The sequence below is a fragment of the Coralliovum pocilloporae genome (assembly GCF_030845175.1).
Classification (GTDB): domain Bacteria; phylum Pseudomonadota; class Alphaproteobacteria; order Rhizobiales; family Cohaesibacteraceae; genus Coralliovum; species Coralliovum pocilloporae.
This window is the reverse complement of the sequence record NZ_CP132542.1, coordinates 2,198,521-2,217,499: the sequence shown is the minus strand read 5'-3', so window position 1 is coordinate 2,217,499 and position 18,979 is coordinate 2,198,521. Positions and strand designations below refer to the sequence as shown.

19 protein-coding genes are annotated in these 18,979 nt (G+C 55.7%); 12 read left to right on the top strand and 7 right to left on the bottom strand.

Annotated elements, in window-relative coordinates; genetic code table 11:
- Positions 1–2 precede the first annotated feature (2 nt).
- On the bottom strand, positions 3–1,622 hold the full coding sequence (locus RA157_RS10320) for a tetratricopeptide repeat protein (protein ID WP_350333040.1): 1,620 nt from the start codon (positions 1,620–1,622) through the stop codon (positions 3–5).
- Between the two features lie 332 nt (positions 1,623–1,954).
- On the opposite strand from RA157_RS10320, the gene RA157_RS10315 reads away from it, so the two are divergent.
- Positions 1,955–2,956, top strand: a complete 1,002-nt coding sequence (locus RA157_RS10315; RefSeq protein ID WP_350333039.1) for a cytochrome-c peroxidase — start codon at positions 1,955–1,957, stop codon at positions 2,954–2,956.
- 12 nt (positions 2,957–2,968) lie between these two features.
- The gene (locus RA157_RS10310; protein ID WP_350333038.1) at positions 2,969–4,624 is read left to right on the top strand and encodes a methyl-accepting chemotaxis protein; all 1,656 of its coding nucleotides are present in this window, start codon (positions 2,969–2,971) and stop codon (positions 4,622–4,624) included.
- Between the two features lie 11 nt (positions 4,625–4,635).
- Here RA157_RS10310 and RA157_RS10305 read toward each other — a convergent pair whose 3' ends face one another.
- Complete coding sequence (locus RA157_RS10305) at positions 4,636–6,060, bottom strand: helix-turn-helix domain-containing protein (protein WP_350333037.1); 1,425 nt, start codon at positions 6,058–6,060, stop codon at positions 4,636–4,638.
- Positions 6,061–6,340: 280 nt separating this feature from the next.
- On the opposite strand from RA157_RS10305, the gene RA157_RS10300 reads away from it, so the two are divergent.
- Complete coding sequence (locus RA157_RS10300) at positions 6,341–7,066, top strand: response regulator transcription factor (protein WP_350333036.1); 726 nt, start codon at positions 6,341–6,343, stop codon at positions 7,064–7,066.
- Positions 7,067–7,134: 68 nt separating this feature from the next.
- Here RA157_RS10300 and RA157_RS10295 read toward each other — a convergent pair whose 3' ends face one another.
- Entirely contained in the window at positions 7,135–8,037 is a 903-nt protein-coding gene (locus tag RA157_RS10295) for a fatty acid desaturase (RefSeq protein WP_350333035.1), read from the bottom strand.
- A gap of 126 nt (positions 8,038–8,163) precedes the next feature.
- Between RA157_RS10295 and RA157_RS10290 the strand changes: the two genes are divergently transcribed.
- From RA157_RS10290 to RA157_RS10280, 3 genes are all read left to right on the top strand, one after another.
- Complete coding sequence (locus RA157_RS10290; protein WP_350333034.1) at positions 8,164–8,757, top strand: hypothetical protein; 594 nt, start codon at positions 8,164–8,166, stop codon at positions 8,755–8,757.
- Between the two features lie 95 nt (positions 8,758–8,852).
- Positions 8,853–9,728, top strand: a complete 876-nt coding sequence (locus RA157_RS10285; RefSeq protein ID WP_350333033.1) for a DMT family transporter — start codon at positions 8,853–8,855, stop codon at positions 9,726–9,728.
- Between the two features lie 232 nt (positions 9,729–9,960).
- The gene (locus RA157_RS10280; RefSeq protein ID WP_350333032.1) at positions 9,961–10,362 is read left to right on the top strand and encodes a helix-turn-helix domain-containing protein; all 402 of its coding nucleotides are present in this window, start codon (positions 9,961–9,963) and stop codon (positions 10,360–10,362) included.
- Between the two features lie 73 nt (positions 10,363–10,435).
- On the opposite strand, the gene RA157_RS10275 is transcribed toward RA157_RS10280, so the two are convergent.
- Positions 10,436–11,002, bottom strand: coding sequence for a response regulator (locus RA157_RS10275; RefSeq protein WP_350333031.1), 567 nt, complete (start codon positions 11,000–11,002; stop codon positions 10,436–10,438).
- A gap of 95 nt (positions 11,003–11,097) precedes the next feature.
- Here RA157_RS10275 and RA157_RS10270 point away from each other — a divergent pair, with 95 nt between their 5' ends.
- Genes RA157_RS10270 through RA157_RS10260 form a run of 3 tightly spaced genes read left to right on the top strand, consistent with a single transcriptional unit; the run spans position 11,098 to position 13,726 of the window.
- Positions 11,098–11,916, top strand: a complete 819-nt coding sequence (locus RA157_RS10270; RefSeq protein WP_350333030.1) for a class I SAM-dependent methyltransferase — start codon at positions 11,098–11,100, stop codon at positions 11,914–11,916.
- Positions 11,864–12,319 carry a putative pterin-binding protein gene (locus RA157_RS10265; protein ID WP_350333029.1) on the top strand — a complete coding sequence of 152 codons (456 nt, stop codon included), beginning with the start codon at positions 11,864–11,866 and terminating at the stop codon, positions 12,317–12,319. The genes RA157_RS10270 and RA157_RS10265 overlap by 53 nt, the downstream gene beginning before the upstream one ends.
- A gap of 51 nt (positions 12,320–12,370) precedes the next feature.
- A complete protein-coding gene (locus RA157_RS10260) occupies positions 12,371–13,726 on the top strand; it encodes an ATP-binding protein (protein ID WP_350333028.1) in 1,356 nt (451 codons plus the stop codon).
- A gap of 32 nt (positions 13,727–13,758) precedes the next feature.
- Here the strand turns inward: RA157_RS10260 and kynU are convergent, their stop codons facing one another.
- Positions 13,759–14,997, bottom strand: a complete 1,239-nt coding sequence (gene kynU, locus RA157_RS10255; RefSeq protein ID WP_350333027.1) for a kynureninase — start codon at positions 14,995–14,997, stop codon at positions 13,759–13,761.
- 113 nt (positions 14,998–15,110) lie between these two features.
- Between kynU and RA157_RS10250 the strand changes: the two genes are divergently transcribed.
- Together RA157_RS10250 and RA157_RS10245 are read left to right on the top strand one after the other, a co-directional pair.
- Positions 15,111–15,839, top strand: a complete 729-nt coding sequence (locus RA157_RS10250; protein ID WP_350333026.1) for a GntR family transcriptional regulator — start codon at positions 15,111–15,113, stop codon at positions 15,837–15,839.
- Positions 15,836–16,750: a tryptophan 2,3-dioxygenase gene (locus tag RA157_RS10245; RefSeq protein ID WP_350333025.1), complete on the top strand. Its 915-nt coding sequence runs from the start codon at positions 15,836–15,838 to the stop codon at positions 16,748–16,750. The genes RA157_RS10250 and RA157_RS10245 overlap by 4 nt, the downstream gene beginning before the upstream one ends.
- A gap of 16 nt (positions 16,751–16,766) precedes the next feature.
- Here the strand turns inward: RA157_RS10245 and RA157_RS10240 are convergent, their stop codons facing one another.
- Together RA157_RS10240 and RA157_RS10235 are read right to left on the bottom strand one after the other, a co-directional pair.
- On the bottom strand, positions 16,767–17,261 hold the full coding sequence (locus tag RA157_RS10240) for a GNAT family N-acetyltransferase (protein WP_350333024.1): 495 nt from the start codon (positions 17,259–17,261) through the stop codon (positions 16,767–16,769).
- A complete protein-coding gene (locus tag RA157_RS10235; RefSeq protein ID WP_350333023.1) occupies positions 17,258–17,740 on the bottom strand; it encodes an Lrp/AsnC family transcriptional regulator in 483 nt (160 codons plus the stop codon). The genes RA157_RS10240 and RA157_RS10235 overlap by 4 nt, the downstream gene beginning before the upstream one ends.
- A 126-nt stretch (positions 17,741–17,866) precedes the next feature.
- Here RA157_RS10235 and hppD point away from each other — a divergent pair, with 126 nt between their 5' ends.
- On the top strand, positions 17,867–18,976 hold the full coding sequence (hppD, locus tag RA157_RS10230) for a 4-hydroxyphenylpyruvate dioxygenase (RefSeq protein WP_350333022.1): 1,110 nt from the start codon (positions 17,867–17,869) through the stop codon (positions 18,974–18,976).
- Positions 18,977–18,979 lie beyond the last annotated feature (3 nt).

The window sequence follows — 18,979 nt, the reverse complement described above, 5'->3', positions numbered from 1 at the left end:
CCTCAATGTATTATTTTGTTTCCCGGTTCTTCGGCGCTGTTCTGAAAATCCGCCAGCCTCTTCTCAATATCCACAATACGCGGATGCTCTGCCGGTAGCTTTGCTTTGCAAATTGCCTCAGCTTGCCTGAAAAGCAGCTCCGCCTTTTCGGTAAACTCTTGATTTTCAAGAAAATCAGCAAAATTGTTTAAGATTACTGCGACTTCAGGATGATCAAGGCCCAGTGTCTTTTCCCCAATGGCAAGGACTCTCTCGTAATTCAATTCAGCCTTTTCATACAGGCCTTGCTTCTCATAAAGACCTGCGAGATTGTCCAGCGTTATCGCCACGCCAGGATGCTCGGACCCGAATGCTTTTTCCTTGAACGCCAGCGACCGAATGAAAAGCGCTTCTGCTTTCTCATGAAGACCCTGCGCTTTGTAAACACTGGCAAGATTGTTCAAAGTCACCGCAGTATCCGGATGCTCCGGGCCGAGCCTCTTCTCATCGATGGCAAGACATCGCTTAAGGTATTTCGTAGCCTTGTTGAAATCGCCCTTTATCTTATAAAGCTCGCCTAGATTACCGAGTGTTGCACCGACAGACGGATGGTCAGGACCGAGTGCCTTTTTCTTGATGGCCAAACTTCGATTATAAAACGCCTCAGCCTCTTGATAGTTCCCTTGGTCGCAACACACAGACCCCAAACCATTGAGCGTTACGCCCGTTGAAGCATGATCAGGCCCCATGATCTTTTCCTTCATAAGAAGGACTTTCTCATGCAGAGCCCGGGATTTCTCATATTGCCCCTGCAACCCATAAAGTTCCGCAAGACATCCAGCCACAAGGATAGCCTCCTGACTATCCCGCCCTGACTTTTCTTCGTAAATCTGGAGAGACCTCTCGTAGTAGGCCTGTGCTCTTGCATAGAGCCCCTGCTCTACATAAACATCCGCGCAGTCCCAAAGAATTTCTCCAATCGCAAGAGTGTCCGGCTCAGGTCTGTTCTCCTCTATTTCGAGAATGTCTCTGTAGGCTTCTTCCGACTTTTTGTAATTCCCCAGTTTCTGATACAGATCAGCAAGCCTGTTCAGAACAGAGGTGACCTCCGGGTGATCAGCACCCAATACTTTCCGTCTTACATCAAGACAACATTCATAGAGAGGCTGAGCTTTCTCGTAGGCCCCTTCTTCCAGATAGACATGGGCGAGATTACCTGAGGTTGCGTCAATATCCGGATAGTCCGGTGCTCCAATGGCATGGTCAATTGCGAGAGATTGCTCATAAAGCAGTGCTGCCTCGGAGTATCTCTCTTGCGACTTATAAAGATTGGCAAGATGACACAAGCTTGCGGATATAGCTTCCTGGTCAGGACATGCACCGCTTTTCGCAAGCCTCAAGGCCTCCTTGAAATAGCGCTCTGCATCCTCATCATCTCCTGCTTTTCTCGCTGAAAGACCTGCCCAGGTTTGATAAAGCCGCTCCTCCGGGAGTAATTTTACAGCGCGTTTGAACTGGCTGACCGCTTCACGATAGTTGCCGGCTTCGTAAGCCTCAAAACCACGATCATTGGCGTCTTCTGCAGTATCCCTGGCCCTCAGTTTTCTCAATAACTTTATCCCAACCAAAACGAGCTTTATCATATCCGGTATACCAGACGATGTTCGCCCCTCAAATATCTAAAGTTGCAGCATTCAGCATCACTTCAGGACATGCAAGTGGTGGGTTAGCACAACAACTACACGACTAAAGTCGCAAGGCGATCCAAGTAAACAGACAAATCTTTTGTGACTCGGGCAAGTCATGAGCTGATGTATTCTCGGTTTTCCACACCAGCAGCTTTCAATTCTTCACGGAGTTTCAGTTAATTCATTCGATAATTCGAATATTCGCTAAAATGTGATCCCCGCCTTAATAAAGCATTCACTTACCCCATACAGGGTCGTCTGTGGTATTTTATGACCGGGGCAAAAACATGCGGAAAACGCTTATCACACTGGCTGCCGTGCTGGCGGCGGCCTTGACGGGACCTGTCTATGCATCGAGCGGGGCAGACCGATCAACCTTCAAAAGACCAGACACAATCCCGTTCCCTGAAGGGTCTCCCTACTCCCTTCACATCGCCACTCTGGGCAAGATGCTGTATTACGATCCGCGTCTGTCCGGTGCGCAGAACATGAATTGTGTCACCTGCCACAATCCTTCCTTCGGTTACGAGGCACCGGTGGCTCGCGCCATCGGGGCGGCCAATACCCCACTTGGCCGCCACGCCCCGACCGTACTCAATCTGGCCTGGACTGATGAGTTTTTCTGGGATGGCCGTGCGCCGACACTGGCCAAACAGGCCGAAGGGCCAATTACGGCAGCCGTCGAGATGAACGGTCATTTCGGCCAGATCACAGACAGGCTCAGCGAGGTTGATGAGTATCGTCAATGGTTCAAGCGGCTCTTCCCGGAGACCGGTATAACGCGGGAAAATATCCTGCGGGCCATTGCCACTTATGAACGGACCATCGTGTCAGCCCGCGCGCCCTTTGACAAATGGGTCGACGGCGACGAGACGGCTATTTCCGAGGAAGCGAAGCGAGGATTTGAGCTGTTTGTCGGTAAGGCTGGCTGCGTAGCCTGCCATTCCGGCTGGAACATGACAGACAACCGGTTTCACGATATCGGTCTGCCATCTGATGATATTGGCCGTGGTGCGCTGGAGCCTGATAATCCGCAGGCACAGCATGCTTTCAAGACACCAGGCCTTCGCGACCTGACCCATCGTGCGCCCTATATGCATGACGGATCCATCCGCACTCTGGAGGATGTAATCATTCACTACGAGGGCCTTTGGGAAAACAGGCCCTCCATCTCTCCGCAGATGATCCGCTTCCGTCTCAAAAAAGATGAGCGGCGGGATCTGGTCGCCTTCCTGCAATCCCTGACGGCTGAGAAATCTCTCACACCCGTTCCTCTGCTGCCGAACTGATGAGGCCATATCATGTCGATTAAAGCACGCCTGATTGCCATCATCCTGATCCTGTCCGCCGCCAGCCTGGCCGCATCAGCGGGCATTACCTGGATTGGCTGGACTGCCGCCGAAGACACGCGATCGCTGATGACCCGCCTGTTGAAAACGGAAGACGGGACCGGCAAAACCAAAGCTCACATGGAAGCAGCTCACGAGATTGTCGAGAGCCAGTTGACCATGACACAGCTCTCTCTGCCAGACAGCTATATGCCGGACTATGATCAGCATATTGCCGCTGCAAAAGCCGAGCTTCAAACCCTGGCCGGACTTGCCTCCACAGGGGAGTTGTCCCGTCAACTCCAAGAGTTCAGCACACTGTTCAACCAGTGGAGCCAGAACACCCGGCAGGCGATTTCCGGTGAGCCTGTGACCCAACTGCCAATGCTGGACGTCATGACGGCCCAGCATGATGAGCTGACGGCCCGGATGGAAACCTTGCTGAAAACAGTCAAGGACGTGGCCCAGGCTGACGCGGCGGCTGTCACCAGCCGGACAGAGACGCAGTTCACCTTCGCCATTGCCATCGTTCTGCTGGCTCTTGCAGGTACCAGTCTTCTGGGCTTCTTGATAGCCAACGGCCTGTCCCGGTCCCTTGCACGGATCATCAGTGCCATGGACAGACTGGCCGCTGGTCATCTGGACATCACTCTCTCTGAAGATGGACGGAAAGATGAGATCGGCACCATGGCCCAGGCTCTCAAGACCTTCCTCCAGAACGCCGAGGACCGCCAGACCCTTGAGAACGAAAACAAGAACGTGACTGAGGCCCGCCTTGCCCGCGAGGAACGCGTCCAAACCATGATCGCAAGTTTCGAGAACGATATCGAGCGGGTGATCGGAACACTGGACCACGCCACCTCCAACATGACCAATACGGCGGCTTCTCTTTCTGCGGTTTCCGAAAGCGCGAAACAGACAGCCCATCAGACCGTCTCCCAGTCCGGAGAAATCTCCACAGACATGCAGACTGTCGGACAATCGGCTGAAACCCTGTCTGATGCCATTGCCCGGATTGATCAGGAGCTTATCCGGACGCAGGAAACGGTGACCAATGCGTCAGATCAGGCCAACCGCACCAATGCGGAGGTTGCTGAGCTGCATGATGCTGCCCAGCGTATCGGCGAGGTCGTGGTACTGATCCGCGCCATTGCCGAGCAAACCAACCTGCTTGCGCTGAATGCAACCATTGAAGCAGCCCGCGCCGGTGAAGCCGGGCGAGGCTTTGCCATTGTTGCAAGCGAGGTCAAGGGGCTGGCCAGCCAGACGGCCAAGGCCACCGAGGATATTTCCACCAGCATCGAGCAGGTGCAGGCCTCAACAGCCAATGCCCTGTCGTCCATCAGCGGTATTGCCGACACGATGGCAGCAGTGAACGAGGCCACCAGTGCCACCTCAGACGCAATCCGGCAACAGAGCGAATCCACTGCGCGGATTTCGAGCAGCATCCGCCAGGCCACCGATCAGACCATGGCCATGTCCAGAAGCACGGATGATATCTCCCGCTCCGTGACAGAAGCGCGTCAGTCTGCCGGGAGTGCTGAGGAAGCGGCTCACAACATCAACACCCAGACCCGGGAGTTGAAACAGCGCATCAGCAGCTTCCTGTCAGACGTGGCTGCTGCATAGAGAATTTCACTCTACTCGGGCAAACGAAATGGAACGATGTCCCGGCTGCTCTCGTCCACCCTGAAGCGTTTGCCGATGGGTGGGACAGCGCGGCTGGGACAATCAAGTCTTTCGCAGATCCTGCAGGACACCCCGATCCGCGTTACGCGCGCATGATTGTCAAAATCCATCCGGTCCGCATAGACAAACTTGTCCGCATGGGTCACTTCACACCCAACCGCAATGGCGTAACGACGTTCGGGTGCCGCCCAGTCGACGCCATGCTTGGTAAAGGCGCGGGCAATATTGAAATAGCGAATGCCATCAGGCATTTCCGCTGTCTGGAAGACAAACCGGTCCGGCGTCTCAAACGCCTGATAGACGTTCCACAACGGGCAGGCGCTGCCAAAGCGGGCGAACTGGAACCGGGTCGAGCTGTGACGCTTGATGATGTTTCCAGCCCGATCAATCTTCACAAAGAACAGCGGCACACCGCGCGCGCCCGGCCGCTGCAGGGTGGACAACCGGTGGCAGACCTGCTCCATGCTGGCCTCAAATGTGTAGCACAGCCGGTCCAGGTCATGCCTAGTCGAGCGTGAGGCCTCCAGAAAAGCCTTGTAGGGCAGGATCATGGCACCGGCAAAGTAGTTGGCAAGAGCCCGCCTGCAGATAGCGGCCGCCTCTTCTGTACGGAATCCCGCTCCTTTCAGCGTAGAGGTGAATAGGTCACCACCAACCAGCAGCGCGATATTGTGGGCAAGCACAAAGGTCCGGCTTGGACCGTCCAGATTTGCAGACAGGGTCAGCCGGTCTTTCGTCCTGTCCAGCCGCCACATGAAATCCGGTTTGTGGCTTTCAAGCGCGATCTCAACATCGATACCGTGATGGGCCGCCAGATAATCCGCAAATCGACCGAACTTGTTGGCACCGTGCAGATCCTGATCATGAACCAGTTGCTCGGCGGTGCGGTCAATTTCATCAATGTAATTGTTGGAAAAGACGAAGAAGTCACGCACCTCCTCATAAGGCAGCAATGTTTCGTCCGGCAGCGGGTCCGCCAGGGCGTCATCAATATCCCGCACCTTCTCATGCAATTGCTTGTAGGCCACATGCATCTTGATGAAGGCCCGTGACAGGTTGGGAGCCGTTTGAGACGCGGTTTTCATTTCCTGAAGGCCGATATCGCCGCCACCCGCGACCAGCGGATCGTTGCAGGCCTCCTGCAGGTGGGCCGTAATCTGATCCGTCTCATCGGCAGACAGATGGTCGATCGGGATATCAAATGCACGGGTCAGAGCCAGCAGAATAGCCGCCGTCAATGGCCTCTGATTGCTTTCCACCTGACTCAGATAACTGGCAGATACACCAAGCTTTTCAGCAAACTGCGCCTGGGTCAGCTGCTCGCCTGCGCGGATGGCACGGACCTTTGCTCCGGCAAATATCTTCTCATTGGCCATAAGTCTAATTCCGAAGGTTTCATCCCTGTATAGAGACTTTACAATATCACATATGCAATGTTGCAAACATACATATTTTGCAAATTTGCACCAATTCGCTGCCTTTTTCAGGCCAATCGAACTAGTATGACCGTCATTCGATAAGTCGAGCATCGCTTCGCACTTTGCAGGGTTTGCACCAGACCCGCTGCACGCGAGGCATTCAAAAGCTCATTGGTCTTTTTCGGGCCCCTCTGGCTTAAGGAAAAGATCGAACAGACTGGCAAAAGGGGAGTTGATCATGCTGGACGGCTATAACGGGACGGTTTTTCGGGAAGATCGGATTACGGCAAAACCGGTACGCCCGGCACAGACCGCACGCCAGATTGTCATTGCGGACCCACATCCGCTTTACGCACGTGCCATGATGCAGGCGCTTGAAGATGCCCTACCCACAGCGCGCATTGATACGGCCACGGATTTCGACACCCTGTCAGCCCGCGCGCGGCGTTCGGACAACCCGATCCTGATCGTCAACCCGGCCATTGCCGGCTCTCCGGGACTGACAACGGCTGCGGCCCTGCGCCAGTCTTTCCCGAAAGCCATGATCATTCTGGTAACAGAAATCGTTGATACCGGCCTTGAAGCCTTCATGCGCGACAATGGTGCCGCTGTCCTCGTCTCCAAATCCGCTGATGCCGATGTGTTCGTCGACCTGATTGCCGGGCGCGGCCTGCCGAAAACCGAAGACGAGCCGGATGAAGAACAGGCCTATTCAGCCCATCTGGATATTGATGAAGATATCTATGGCGAAATCAGCCGCCTGCCACCCAAGCAGCTCGCCGTTTTCCGGGAGATGCGCTTTGGCCACCTGAACAAGGAAATCGCCTATCAGCTCGGCCTGTCGGAAGCCACCGTCAAGCACCACGTTTCAGTCATCCTGAAGAAGCTCGGCTATTACCGCCGTACGCAGCTCGTGGCGCTGGCCAATCGCCTCTGGCCAAGCCTTGCTCTGCCAACAACCTGAAACCACGCTCTTTCCACACTTCCCTCCCAGGAGGAGCGTGACTGGCGGCGCTGACGAGCGCCGCTTTTTTATGCCTGAAAGTCCCGGACCATCGTACGGTGGAACCGGGTATAGCCCTGTTCCGTCTCCTGAAGATGCGGAGCCGTCAAGCGATGGAATTCCGGCAGCTTGTGGAACGGCACGGCCGGATAGGCATGATGTTCAGCGTGGTAAGGCATGTTCCAGGCAACAAAACGAATCACTGCATTGGTAAAGGTGGTGCGACTGTTGGCCAGCATGTTGGCCACGTGAGGGCAGCGGGTGTGCTCGGCCAGCAGATAGGCCCGCAGGAAGGGCTGCCCCAGCAGCATGGGCAGCAGCCAGACCCAGAACAGAACGGCGTTCCCCATCACAACAGACGTACCGGCGAGCACACCATAAAACGCCAGATGAGCCAGCGCCTCACGCCGCACCTTTTGCCTGCCACGCTCTGGCACAAAGGCATCACCGGGCTCTTTTGCCCCGTGCAGCACCAGTGTTTTCACAAGTGAGAGCCAAACCGGCCCTCCGGACAGATGAACCATATAGTCCCACAGACGTTCAGGCTTCGGTGATTGCAGTTCCGGGTCCTTGTCAGGGTCATGGGTATGCCGATGGTGAGCAAAATGGAAATACCGGAACCAGTCTGACGGCAGCAGAATCATGACGCCGCATATGCGCGCAACCAGACTGTTCAGCCATCGGGTCCTGAACGCTGTATTGTGAATCGTCTCATGAAGAAGAGTGAACAGGAAGACAATCAGAACGCCCTGAGGAACAAGCAGAAGCGGCCACCAGGAGACACCAGCAGCAACAGCCCAGCCAAGACCGAGGATAAGCCCCATATGAACGCCCAGCCTGATAAGGCCCGGCCTGTCCTCAAGCGTCAGCAGATGATCCCGCTCATCCTTTGACAGACTGGCAATCAGCGCGCGATGGTCAACGTCCGACATCCTGCTCTCCCGTATGTTCCTGCTTTCCCATTCTATCCTTCCCCGTTCTATCCTTCCCCGTTCTATCCTTCATTGAGAAAACACGCTATCTAAGTGGGACCAGCCGGATCAAGCATGAGGATCGGAATGACAAAACGTTTTGCAGCCGTTTCTTATGGCCCGCTCCCCCGGCTGGATTACAGTGCTGCTCGTCCTTTTCGCAGCTGGAAGAGCATCCATCTCACGGCGCTGATTGGCGGCTGGCTGCAACAGAATCCACCGCAGCTTGAACTCGCAACACTGGCCTTGTCGGAACTGACATCCAGACGGGACGATCTCGACGCGCAGATGAAGTTCGCAGCCTCCGGCCTTATCCCTGTTGCCTGGCTCGATGATGCACGCCAGGCTGTCAAGGAAGCCCTTTCGGACGCTCAGGCATCTCCCAAAGGCCGCGGTCGGGTCTACGTCATTCTGCGTCATGGCTATACGGAACAGAATGGCACCTATGGCGCCTATGTGGGGTCAACCGTAAAGCCGGTCGAGAAACGCTTTATGGAACACCGTACCGGCATCCGATCAGCCCGCGGGCTTGAGCGTTATGGTATCGAGCCGCTCTATTCCCTGTTTGCAGATCTGAACCCCGTTTCCGGTGGCAAGACAAAGCTCAGGGAAATGGAGACACGACTGCATGAAGCCCTTGCGCCCATTGTCCCAAAGGTGACAGGAGATGTCGCCTTTTGATGTTGCCAAGCCATGCCGGGGCCTGCACACTTTTTCCCTGCTGAACCGGGTGCCTGACCAGATTGGCCACATCCCGACTTGACTGATGGAAGGCCATGCAAGGGAACAATCTGCCAGTTCTGACCGCCATAATCGGCGCGGTCATGTGGGGGCTCCTGTGGCTGCCCATTCGCCTTCTTGAAGAAGCCGGGCTTCATGGTATCTGGTCAAGCGTTGCCCTTACTCTGGGCACCCTGCCAATCCTTGCGCCACTTGCCTTTATGGGAAAACCCGGGCCAGCCCTTGCCCGAAAGGCCGTCTTTGGTGCGCTTCTGACCGGTACCACCATAATTCTCTACGGGACATCACTGGTTCTGACAGACGTGGTGCGCGCCGTTCTGCTGTTCTATATGGCACCGGTCTGGAGCACGATCATTGAATGCGTTTTCATGGGCCGGCGCTGGACCCGCTACAGCACCCTCGCTCTTCTGTTCAGCTTTACCGGGGTGGTTTTCATCTTTCGGGGCAATCTCGCCCTGACTGACTGGAACACCGGAGACATTCTGGCAGCTGCAGCAGGTCTCGGCTGGGCCATAGGGACAGCCCTCATTTTCACAGGCCCTCCGCAGGACACAAGAAAGCTGGTTCTTCTGACAGCAATCGGCGGTTTGAGCGCGGCCATTCCCGTTGTCCTGTCTGCGCCGGACTTCCCGCCAGTTGAGGCAATTTCAGCGGCTACCTCAACATCACTGGGCTTTGGACTTTTGTATTTTGCCCCGGTTCTCCTGATTACGATCTGGAGTGCACAGCGTCTGCCGCCAGCTCTTATGAGCTTCCTTCTGACAGCGGAGATTATCTCCGGGGTCGTGTCCAGCGCCATCATGCTGGACGAGCCTTTTGGCTGGCCCGAAGCCATCGGCGCCCTGCTTGTGGGGTGTGGTGCGGTTGTCGAAGTGATTGCACAGAATAAACGCGCCAGGTCGCAATCATAACAAAATTTCAATAAAAATACCGATTAAGTAATTTTATTATAGAAAACCACCGGCCATTTTCAAAATAATTCAAAAACAACAAATCTGATGATTGAATACGTATATAATACAAAATATCATTATACTTTTTTACCAGACGTAATTCCGGTCATAAAATTGACAAGCCATCAGCATAAAAACTATCTATCTGGTGATTCTTATCTTTCAATAATCTTTGCAATTCGGAGACTCTATGGCTTTTCCTCTTCTGGTGGACACCACGACAGAACAGAACCATGATGTTCAGAACACAGTTGGCGGTCGCATCACCCGCGCACGTGACATTGCTGGTCTGTCCACGTCACAACTGGCCCGTCGCCTTGGCGTCAAAACACAGACCCTGCAGTCCTGGGAAGCGGACCGGAGCGAGCCACGCTCCAATCGCTTGACCATGCTGGCAGGTATCCTCAATGTCAGCCCGAGCTGGTTGCTGGTGGGTCTTGGTGCCTCACCAAACGACAACAGCAAAGATGATGAACTGACTGTTCTGAGGGAAGAGTTTTCGCAGCTCCGTCAGTCACTGCAGCAGAACCTGGATACGACGAACCGGATGCTTGCCAATCTGGATCGTATGCTCGACAGCCGGGCTGACTGACCACTTTCAGAGTGAGAGGGCGGGAGCCCTCTCTTCTGCCTGGCGCAAGCTAACCGGGCGATGCCAGGTCCTGCTAAATCGTATCTGGCAGCTTTCTTCTGATATTAGCCAGATGCGTCCGGACCGTCTCAATGCCGATATTGAGCGCCTCACCAATCATTCGATTGGTTTCCCCTGCCAGCTTCAGACTGAGAACCTTCTGTTCCATTCTGGTCAGCCCTGAATAAGCCACATCCACCTGGTCATTGACCCGCGGCTGCACCTTCACGGCTGCACCGGCCTTGACCTTTTTGATGGCAGCGGAAAGTTCATCCGGCGACAGGCCGTTTTTCGGCAGATAGGCACTGGCCCCCTTCTCAAAAGCCAGCTCAACATCCTGCGGCACATAAGAGCCGGTCAGAACAATCAGAATGGCATCAGCCGACTTGCCGCGAACCTGGGGGATACTGTCGAGGCCTGATGAATCCGGCAGTCCCAGATCGAGCACGATCAGATCCGCATCATCCACTTCCAGAGATTGCAGGCCAGCCCTCAGTGTATCGGTCGCTCTCAGCTGACAATCACCGAACAGAGCATGGGCTTCAGCGGTCAGAAACCCACGCAAAAGATGATCGTCCTCGATTACCAGAACCTTGTCCATGGAGCCCCCGCTTCAGATTGCCAGTCGATAAATTGCACCATTTGATATAGTATCTTCAACCCTGTTTCCAAAGTGTCAGAATCAATGGTCATGGTATGGCGCAGAATTTAGCTCAGTTTCCCAGAGATTACAGCCCCGCTCCGCATCGGGGCAAAGGTGATTGCCTCTGCCCGGTCTGCGGCATGCCCGGGCTTCATTATCTGAGCTGTGATTTCTCAAAGTCCTGCAATGATGCCTTTGCCGGTGAGGCACAGTTTCCCCAAGCGGATATCCCGGTTCACTACTGGCGCTGTATCGGCTGTTCATATCTGTTCACCCGCTTCTTTGACCACTGGACGCCAGAGGACTATGCACGACATATCTACAATGAGGCCTATCTCAGGGCTGATCCGCCAGCAGATGGAAGCCGGTGCAGGGCCCTGTCAGACGCCTTGCTGAACTGCCTGCCCCGGGACTGCTCCTTTCTCGATTACGGCTGCGGTGAGGGATATGTGGTCGAGCGGCTGCGGCGGGCCGGATATGACGCGGAAGGATACGACCCCTATTTCGGCGATTGGGCTGACGTTCCGGAGCGCCGGTTTGACTGCATCCTGTGCGTTGAGGTTCTCGAGCATCTTGCCGAGCCGCTCGCACTGCCCCCGATCCTTGAGCGCCTTCTCAAGCCCGGCGGCACAATAATTCTGACAACCCTACTTACGGACTATGCAACGCAATCGAATAACTGGTATCTTTCTCCAAGAAACGGCCATGTGGGGGCACATTCCGAAAAAAGCCTGGCAATGTTGTTCCCCGGAATACGGCATGTTTCTCCGGCAACGCACACAATCGGAGATAATAACAATGCGTTGGATATTGACCGCCTTGGCAGGCTTGTTACCACTGCTGTCGGCACAGGGCCTTGCCACGGCCAATGATTTCACCCTGAAAATCAGCGGAAATGTCGAACAGGAACTTGTGCTCAGCCTTGATGACCTGAAAGCGCTTGGCATGACGAAGGTCCGGACCACGTCCACATGGAATGCCGAAGCAGCCGAGTTCGAAGGCCCTCTTGTCCGTGATGTTCTGGCAAAAGCAGTTGCAAAGGGCAAAACAGTAACCGCCATCGCCAGCAACAATTTCCAGGTCCCCATTCCTGTCAGTGAGTTCTCCGGGTTTGACGTCATCATTGCCATACGCGAAAACGGCGAACCGATTTCCCGTCGCCGCAAGGGTCCGGCACGGATTGTCTATCCACGCGACAACCACCCTGATGAGATTGATATCAACCGCGATTCCTATTGGGTATGGAACCTGATTGAGTTGCAGGTTGCCGAATAGTCCGGAACATCCGCTTGCTGTCATCAAATCCCTGCTGCTGAGGATATCATCGTGACCGTCCTGAAACGGCTGCAAAGCTGGATTCGGCTTGAAGTTCCGAAATCACGCTGGACTATTGCGGCCATCATCGCGCTTGCTGTTCTTGTCGGCACCCAGAGCTATCTGGTCATGCTGTATCAGAACTCCGAGCAACGGGTGATGACCGCAGGACGCTGGTATGCCGAGGTGATCTGGCGGTCATCCAACGCCCATCTGCGCAGCTCACGCATGGTCGACCGGCTGGGGATCTATTCCTATTCCAACAACCCCAAGGACTGGCAGCGGGCCCTTGAGGAATTCGACTATCTCTATGCCGATATTCATGACCTCAACAACCTGACCAACACGGATGATCTGTTCTCCCCTGACAGGCTGGAGGCGCTGCGGGATATTGTCGATTCCATTGCAAGCCGTATCGACAACAAAACCCTGCTCGCCAGTCAGCATCCGAGCCTGCTCGGCGAGGTCAGAACCATTCTTCTGGATATGGGCCGGTTCCGGAATGAAGCTGCAGCTGCGAAACAGACTATTGATGATTCCCTCCGCGAACAGATCGGCAAGTCGTCAGAGATCTTCTGGGTTGCCTCCCTGCTGAACATGGCCGCCGGACTGGGCATTCTGAGCTTTGTCTGGATCGCCTATGGCAGAGAGGTCGACAAGCTCAAAAGAGAGAACACCGAGCGGCGCGGACGGCTGGAATTGCTCGGCGCGCTGGCCGGTGGCCTGGCACATGTGACCAATTCCACCCTTGCCACTATCAACGGCTATGCGGCCCGTATCCGGAAAACCGCGATTACCGGGCAGGAAGAGGATATCGGGCAGATCCTGTCCGCGTCGGGCAAGCTGACAAAGGTGACACGGGAGCTGATGATCCTGTCTCGCCGGGCCGATGCGCCAAACACCGAAAAGCTGGATATTTCCGTTATCCTGCGCGAGGCGGAAGAACTGATCCGGGAGAATCTGCCCGATACGATCCAGCTCCGCGTGACCCGTCCGGTACGCGGTGCCATTCATGTCACGGGCAATGCCAACAACCTTCAGATTGCCCTCGCCGAGCTGGCAGAAAATGCCTCACGCGCCATCCTGGGCATGCCGGAAGGGGATCGCCCGGAAGAAGGCCTTGTAGAGATCTTCGCCGAGCGCCGGGTTCGCGATGTGGTGTTTACCGTTGTCGACAACGGCCCCGGCATCCCGACAGAACAGCACAGCAGAGTAGTGGAACCCTTCTTCACCACCCGACAGACAGAGGGCTTCGGCCTGGGTCTCACATCCGTGAAGATCCTGACCGAAGCCATGGGCGGCCAGCTCACCCTCTACTCACCAGTCGATGGTGGCCTCGCTGTGGAGCTATCCCTGCCGAACGGTTAGAGACCCGCTCTCCATCCAGATCTCGTCTTGTCTCACGTCACCTCGCCCTTCACCTGAAAGCGATCTTGACGCCATTCTTCTGTTCTGAGGACCTGTTCAAGATGATCCGCTGCGTCCCAGACATCTGCAAAGCGCAGGTAGAGTGGTGCGAAGCCGAAGCGCATGATGTCCGGTTTGCGGAAGTCACCGATGACCTTGCGGTCGATCAGGGCCTGCACAATGGCAAAACCGTTCTCGTGCCGGAAAGAGACCTGGCTGCCCCTCATACGCGCCTCGCGCGGTGAAAACAGGCTGAGCCCGTAGCCTTCACAGCGCTCTTCCACCAACCGGATGAACAGGTCTGTCATCGCCATGCTTTTCTGGCGGATGAGCTGCAGGTCCACATCGGCCACCGCATCAAGGCCCGCTTTCATGGCCCGCAGGGAGAGGATGGGCTGGGTTCCGCACAGCATGGCCCTGATACCCGGGTCGGCCTGATAATTCTGGTTGAATTCAAACGGCGCCTGATGTCCCCACCACCCGCTCAATGGCTGCCGAAATTGCCCATGATGCCGTCTGGCGGCATAAATGAATGCAGGAGCACCAGGCCCACCATTGAGATATTTATAGGAGCAGCCAACAGCAAAATCCGCGTCGCAACCATCCAGATCAACAGGCATGTTTCCGGCAGAATGACAGAGGTCCCACACGACGATTGCGCCCGCCTTGTGAGCCTGCTCCGTGACCTTGGCCATATCCCGAATGCGACCGGAGCGGTAATCCACCTGATTGACCAGAACCACCGCAACAGTCTCGTCGATCAGCTCTTCAAGCGTCACAGCATCCCGTCCTTCCAGACGGACAGTCAGATCGGGTCTCGTCTGTATGACACCATCGATCATATAGAGATCGGTTGGAAAGCTGCCCCCTTCTGAAACGATGACGGTTCGGTCCGGGCGAAGAGACAGGGCAGCATGCAGGGCCTTGTAAATGTTGATTGATGTGGTGTCACAGACCACGCATTGCCCTGGTGCTGCACCGACCAGCTGACCGACCCTGTCACCGAGCGTATCCGTCAGCTTGAACCAGCCGGCCTTGTTCCAACTGGTAATCAGATCATCTGCCCATTCTGTTCCCGCAGCGCTGGCCAGTTCCTCAAAGACACTTTTAGGCGCGGGCCCAAGCGAATTACCGTCCAGATAGATCATTCCCTCCGGCAGGCGGAAACGCTGCCGATAATCCCGCAAGGGATCTGTCTGGTCGAGGGTTTCGGCATCCTGACGTGTGAACATGAAAAGAACTCCCGGATCATATCAGGCAGGACCAGGCTGGTGCGCGATCGCCATTTGCTTTTACTGAGAGAGATTATATATAATAAATCATATCATATATAAAGTGGCATCTTATGACTGAAGCACTTTCCAAGACAGAACAGGCCTATCAGGCCTTGCGAGGCGATATTCTGTCCGCCCGCCTCTTGCCCGACCAACCTCTGCGGGCCCGTACGATAGGGGATGAAAGCGGCCTTGGCTGGACACCGGTCAGGGAAGCCCTGTCACGGCTTGAAGCGGAGCGGCTGGTCATCTCAGAGACCAATCGCGGCTTTCGTGTTGCCCCGGTCTCGCGCGAAGAGCTGGAAGATCTGGAGCAGGCCCGGCTTGCGGTGGAACAGAGTCTCCTGTCCGAGTCCATCCGCCAGGGTTCAGATCAATGGGAAGCCGGTCTGCTGGCCAGCTATCACCTGCTCAACAAGGCTACGTTGCCGCTCGATACTGATGACAAGGACCAGCATAGCCGCTGGATAAACCTTCATGACAGCTTTCATCAGGCCCTTTTGTCTGCTGCATCATCCCAATGGCTGCACCGGTTCCAGCAGCAACTCCACGAACAGTTGCAACGCCACCATCGGGCCATGCTGGTTGGCCCCGCTGTTGCTGCAGCTGCGGGACGTCATACAGGCCGCTCTGATCTGTCCGACCTCATGCGGCAGGCGCTTGGGCCAGACCACCACGCAGCCCTGATGACCGCAGCCCTCGACCGGGATCAGCCATCAGCCCTCGCCCTTCTTGAAGAGCATGTGACCTTTACGCGCGCTGTCTATCACGCCCTCTTTTCTGACGAGACATTCTCATGAGTCGTTCATCTGACACGCCATCCGGCACCACGCCCCATCCCTCTGGTCGCCCTCTCAAACGGGATATGGAGCCTGAGATCCGCACCGAATTTCAGCGGGGCGGCGACCGACAGACCTATTCCGACTTTCTGGCGCTCGACCAGCTTCTGAACGCTCAGGTGACCTTTCAGGATCCACCCCAACGGGATGAGCTTATGTTTATCATCATCCATCAGGTGGCTGAACTCTGGCTCAAGCTCATCAGGTCAGAGCTGGAAGACTGTGTCGACAGCCTCGCTCGTCAGGATCTCAAACGCTGCGACAAGGCACTCGCCCGTGTGAAGGCCATCCAGGAGCAGCTCATTTCATCCTGGAAGGTGCTGCAGACCATGACGGTGACCGACTATGTGGCCTTCCGACATGCACTTGGTCATTCCTCAGGCTTCCAGAGCTGGGGATACCGGCTGATTGAATTTGCGCTTGGCAACAAGGATGCCAATCACCTGAAGGCCCATGCCCATGACCCGGACGCAACGGCCAGGCTGCAGGCCGCCCTTGAAGCTCCATCCGTCTATGATGCCACGCTGCAGATGATGAAGGAGCGTGGCTACGCCATTCCCGACGACATTCTCTCGCGGGATGTTTCAGAGCCCTATAGTGGCGATGAGCGCATGGTGGCCATCTGGTGCGACATCTACCGGAGCCCGGACCAGGACTGGGCGCTTTACAGCCTGGCGGAAAAGCTGATGGATGTAGAAGGCCTGTTCCAGCGATGGCGGTTCGACCACATGTCAACGGTCGAACGCATCATCGGCCACAACAAGGGCACAGGCGGTTCGTCCGGTGTCGGATACCTGAAGGCGGCGCTGAACCTCAGATTCTTTCACGATCTCTATGATGTGCGGAATGCGGTTGTGAATGCCGGTCCGTGAATGCTGATCCGTGATCTCAGAGCAGAAAACGCAGACGCGGACCAACCAGCTCGAACCCCTCACGGGAATAGAAGTCGAATGTCCGCTGCCAGCGGGGCATATCGGGAGCGCCAACCTCAAGGCGCTTCCAACCTTTCTTGCCGCCAAAAGCCCGGGCCGCTTCAACCAGATTCGCGCCGACGCCCCGTGACCGGGCATCCGCTTTTACATAAAGCTCGGTAATCTCGCCAAAGACACCACCAGCGTAAATCGCGGCGCACTCGTTCAGCAGAACGACACCTTCCACATCCTCATTCTCGTCTTCGGCAACCAGCGCCCAGACCCGGGCGGGGCCGTCAATCAGCTCACGCACCGTGCCTTCAAGCTGCGCCTTGCCCGGCGCGTCGCCTTGAGCCTCCTCACCGCCATCCAGTTCACTGAACAGTGCGGCCAGCATCTGTGCGATGACAGGACAATCGCGGCTGTCTGCACGACGGATGGATGATGTATGACGATTGTCAAACTTGTTCATAATCTCTCTTTCAAATGGTCAAGCGGCAAAGGCCCCTCGGCCTTGATCGCTTCCAGAACAATCTGGGACTGAACGCGCGCTACCGCCGGATGCGGCAACAGAACATCGTTCATGAAGCGGGCCAGTGCTTTCAGGTCTGTTGTTGCCACCTGCAGCATGTAATCCGCTTCTCCCGTCAGGGTGAACGCCCCCAGCACTTCCGGCTGGCGACGCACCAATCTCTTGAAATCCTCGGCATTTTCCGAGCTGTGGGATGCCATCACCACCTGTACGAACGCGCCGATTTCGATCCCGACAGCTTCTTCATCCAGAACCGCGCGATAGGCCCGGATGATACCCGCCTCCTCCAGCCGCTGCCTGCGGCGGGAACACTGTGAGGCGGATAAGGGAACCCGCTCGGCAAGATCCTGGTTGGACAGTTTCCCGGCCTGCTGAAGGCATGCGAGGATCAATACATCAAAATGGTCTAAATCAATCATGATATGCATCATATAGATTTACTACGCGCAAATCACGCATATATAATCTCGTTACCTCGCAATTACGCGCACCTCTCGCATAACGGCTCTGATATTCTGAAAGCAATCAGAATAAGGAGCGTCGTCATGGGACCCTTTCCACACAGTTCCGCCCCTGCCGTTATTGATGAACACAATCCGGCTGGAACCGATGGACTCTGCTTCGTGGAGTTCTCCCATCCCGAACCCGAGCAGCTTGAAGCTCTGTTCCGACAGATGGGATTTGATCCTGTTGCGCAGCATACATCACGCAACGTGACAGTTTGGCGACAGGGACAGGTGAATTACGTGCTTAATGCGGATGACCGGTCATTCGCGCATGAATTCGTCACCGAACACGGCCCCTGCGCGCCATCCATGGCCTGGTCCGTGGTGGATGCCCGGCACGCTTTTGACCGTGCGGTCTCTCTGGGTGCCGAGCCCTATGATGGTGCCCGCGGGGAGAAAGTTATCGATGCTCCGGCAATTTATGGCATCGGCGGCTCGCTGCTCTATTTCATTGAACGCAGCGATAGCTCAACGGCCCCGTTTGATGAGTTTACCTGGCTGGTGGATCCCACTGACAGGCAGGAGGGTGTCGGGCTCTATTATCTCGACCACCTGACCCACAACGTATTTCGTGGACGGATGGACCATTGGGCCGGTTGGTATGAGAAGCTGTTCAACTTCTCTGAAATCCGCTTCTTTGACATTGAAGGCAAAGTCACCGGGCTCTTTTCCCGCGCCATGACCAGCCCCTGCGGGCGCATCCGGATTCCGATTAATGAATCAGCCGATGAGCACAGCCAGATCGAGGAATATCTCAAGCGTTACAAAGGCGAAGGAATCCAGCACATCGCCTGCGGCAGCGATGATATCTATGCCTCGGTCGAAGGCCTGCAAAACCGGGGGCTCAAATTCATGCCATCGCCACCGGACGCTTATTACGACAAGGTTGATGAAAGGGTTCCGGGCCACGGAGAACCGGTCGACCGCCTGAAGGCTAATGGCATTCTGATTGACGGCGAGGGCGTTGTCGGCGGTGGAGAGACCAAGGTTCTGCTACAGATCTTCTCCAAAACCGTGATCGGCCCGATCTTCTTCGAATTCATTGAACGCAAGGGTGATGATGGCTTCGGAGAAGGTAATTTCCGCGCCCTGTTTGAATCCATTGAAGAAGACCAGATCCGCCGTGGCGTCATTCAGGCGGCTGAATAGCCC

Coding starts and splice junctions, on each gene's coding strand:
- RA157_RS10320 (WP_350333040.1), bottom strand. CDS start 1,622: ATGATAAAGCTCGTTTTGGTTGGGATAAAGTTATTGAGAAAACTGAGG.
- RA157_RS10315 (WP_350333039.1), top strand. CDS start 1,955: ATGCGGAAAACGCTTATCACACTGGCTGCCGTGCTGGCGGCGGCCTTG.
- RA157_RS10310 (WP_350333038.1), top strand. CDS start 2,969: ATGTCGATTAAAGCACGCCTGATTGCCATCATCCTGATCCTGTCCGCC.
- RA157_RS10305 (WP_350333037.1), bottom strand. CDS start 6,060: ATGGCCAATGAGAAGATATTTGCCGGAGCAAAGGTCCGTGCCATCCGC.
- RA157_RS10300 (WP_350333036.1), top strand. CDS start 6,341: ATGCTGGACGGCTATAACGGGACGGTTTTTCGGGAAGATCGGATTACG.
- RA157_RS10295 (WP_350333035.1), bottom strand. CDS start 8,037: ATGTCGGACGTTGACCATCGCGCGCTGATTGCCAGTCTGTCAAAGGAT.
- RA157_RS10290 (WP_350333034.1), top strand. CDS start 8,164: ATGACAAAACGTTTTGCAGCCGTTTCTTATGGCCCGCTCCCCCGGCTG.
- RA157_RS10285 (WP_350333033.1), top strand. CDS start 8,853: ATGCAAGGGAACAATCTGCCAGTTCTGACCGCCATAATCGGCGCGGTC.
- RA157_RS10280 (WP_350333032.1), top strand. CDS start 9,961: ATGGCTTTTCCTCTTCTGGTGGACACCACGACAGAACAGAACCATGAT.
- RA157_RS10275 (WP_350333031.1), bottom strand. CDS start 11,002: ATGGACAAGGTTCTGGTAATCGAGGACGATCATCTTTTGCGTGGGTTT.
- RA157_RS10270 (WP_350333030.1), top strand. CDS start 11,098: ATGGCGCAGAATTTAGCTCAGTTTCCCAGAGATTACAGCCCCGCTCCG.
- kynU (WP_350333027.1), bottom strand. CDS start 14,997: ATGTTCACACGTCAGGATGCCGAAACCCTCGACCAGACAGATCCCTTG.
- RA157_RS10250 (WP_350333026.1), top strand. CDS start 15,111: ATGACTGAAGCACTTTCCAAGACAGAACAGGCCTATCAGGCCTTGCGA.
- RA157_RS10245 (WP_350333025.1), top strand. CDS start 15,836: ATGAGTCGTTCATCTGACACGCCATCCGGCACCACGCCCCATCCCTCT.
- RA157_RS10240 (WP_350333024.1), bottom strand. CDS start 17,261: ATGAACAAGTTTGACAATCGTCATACATCATCCATCCGTCGTGCAGAC.
- RA157_RS10235 (WP_350333023.1), bottom strand. CDS start 17,740: ATGATTGATTTAGACCATTTTGATGTATTGATCCTCGCATGCCTTCAG.
- hppD (WP_350333022.1), top strand. CDS start 17,867: ATGGGACCCTTTCCACACAGTTCCGCCCCTGCCGTTATTGATGAACAC.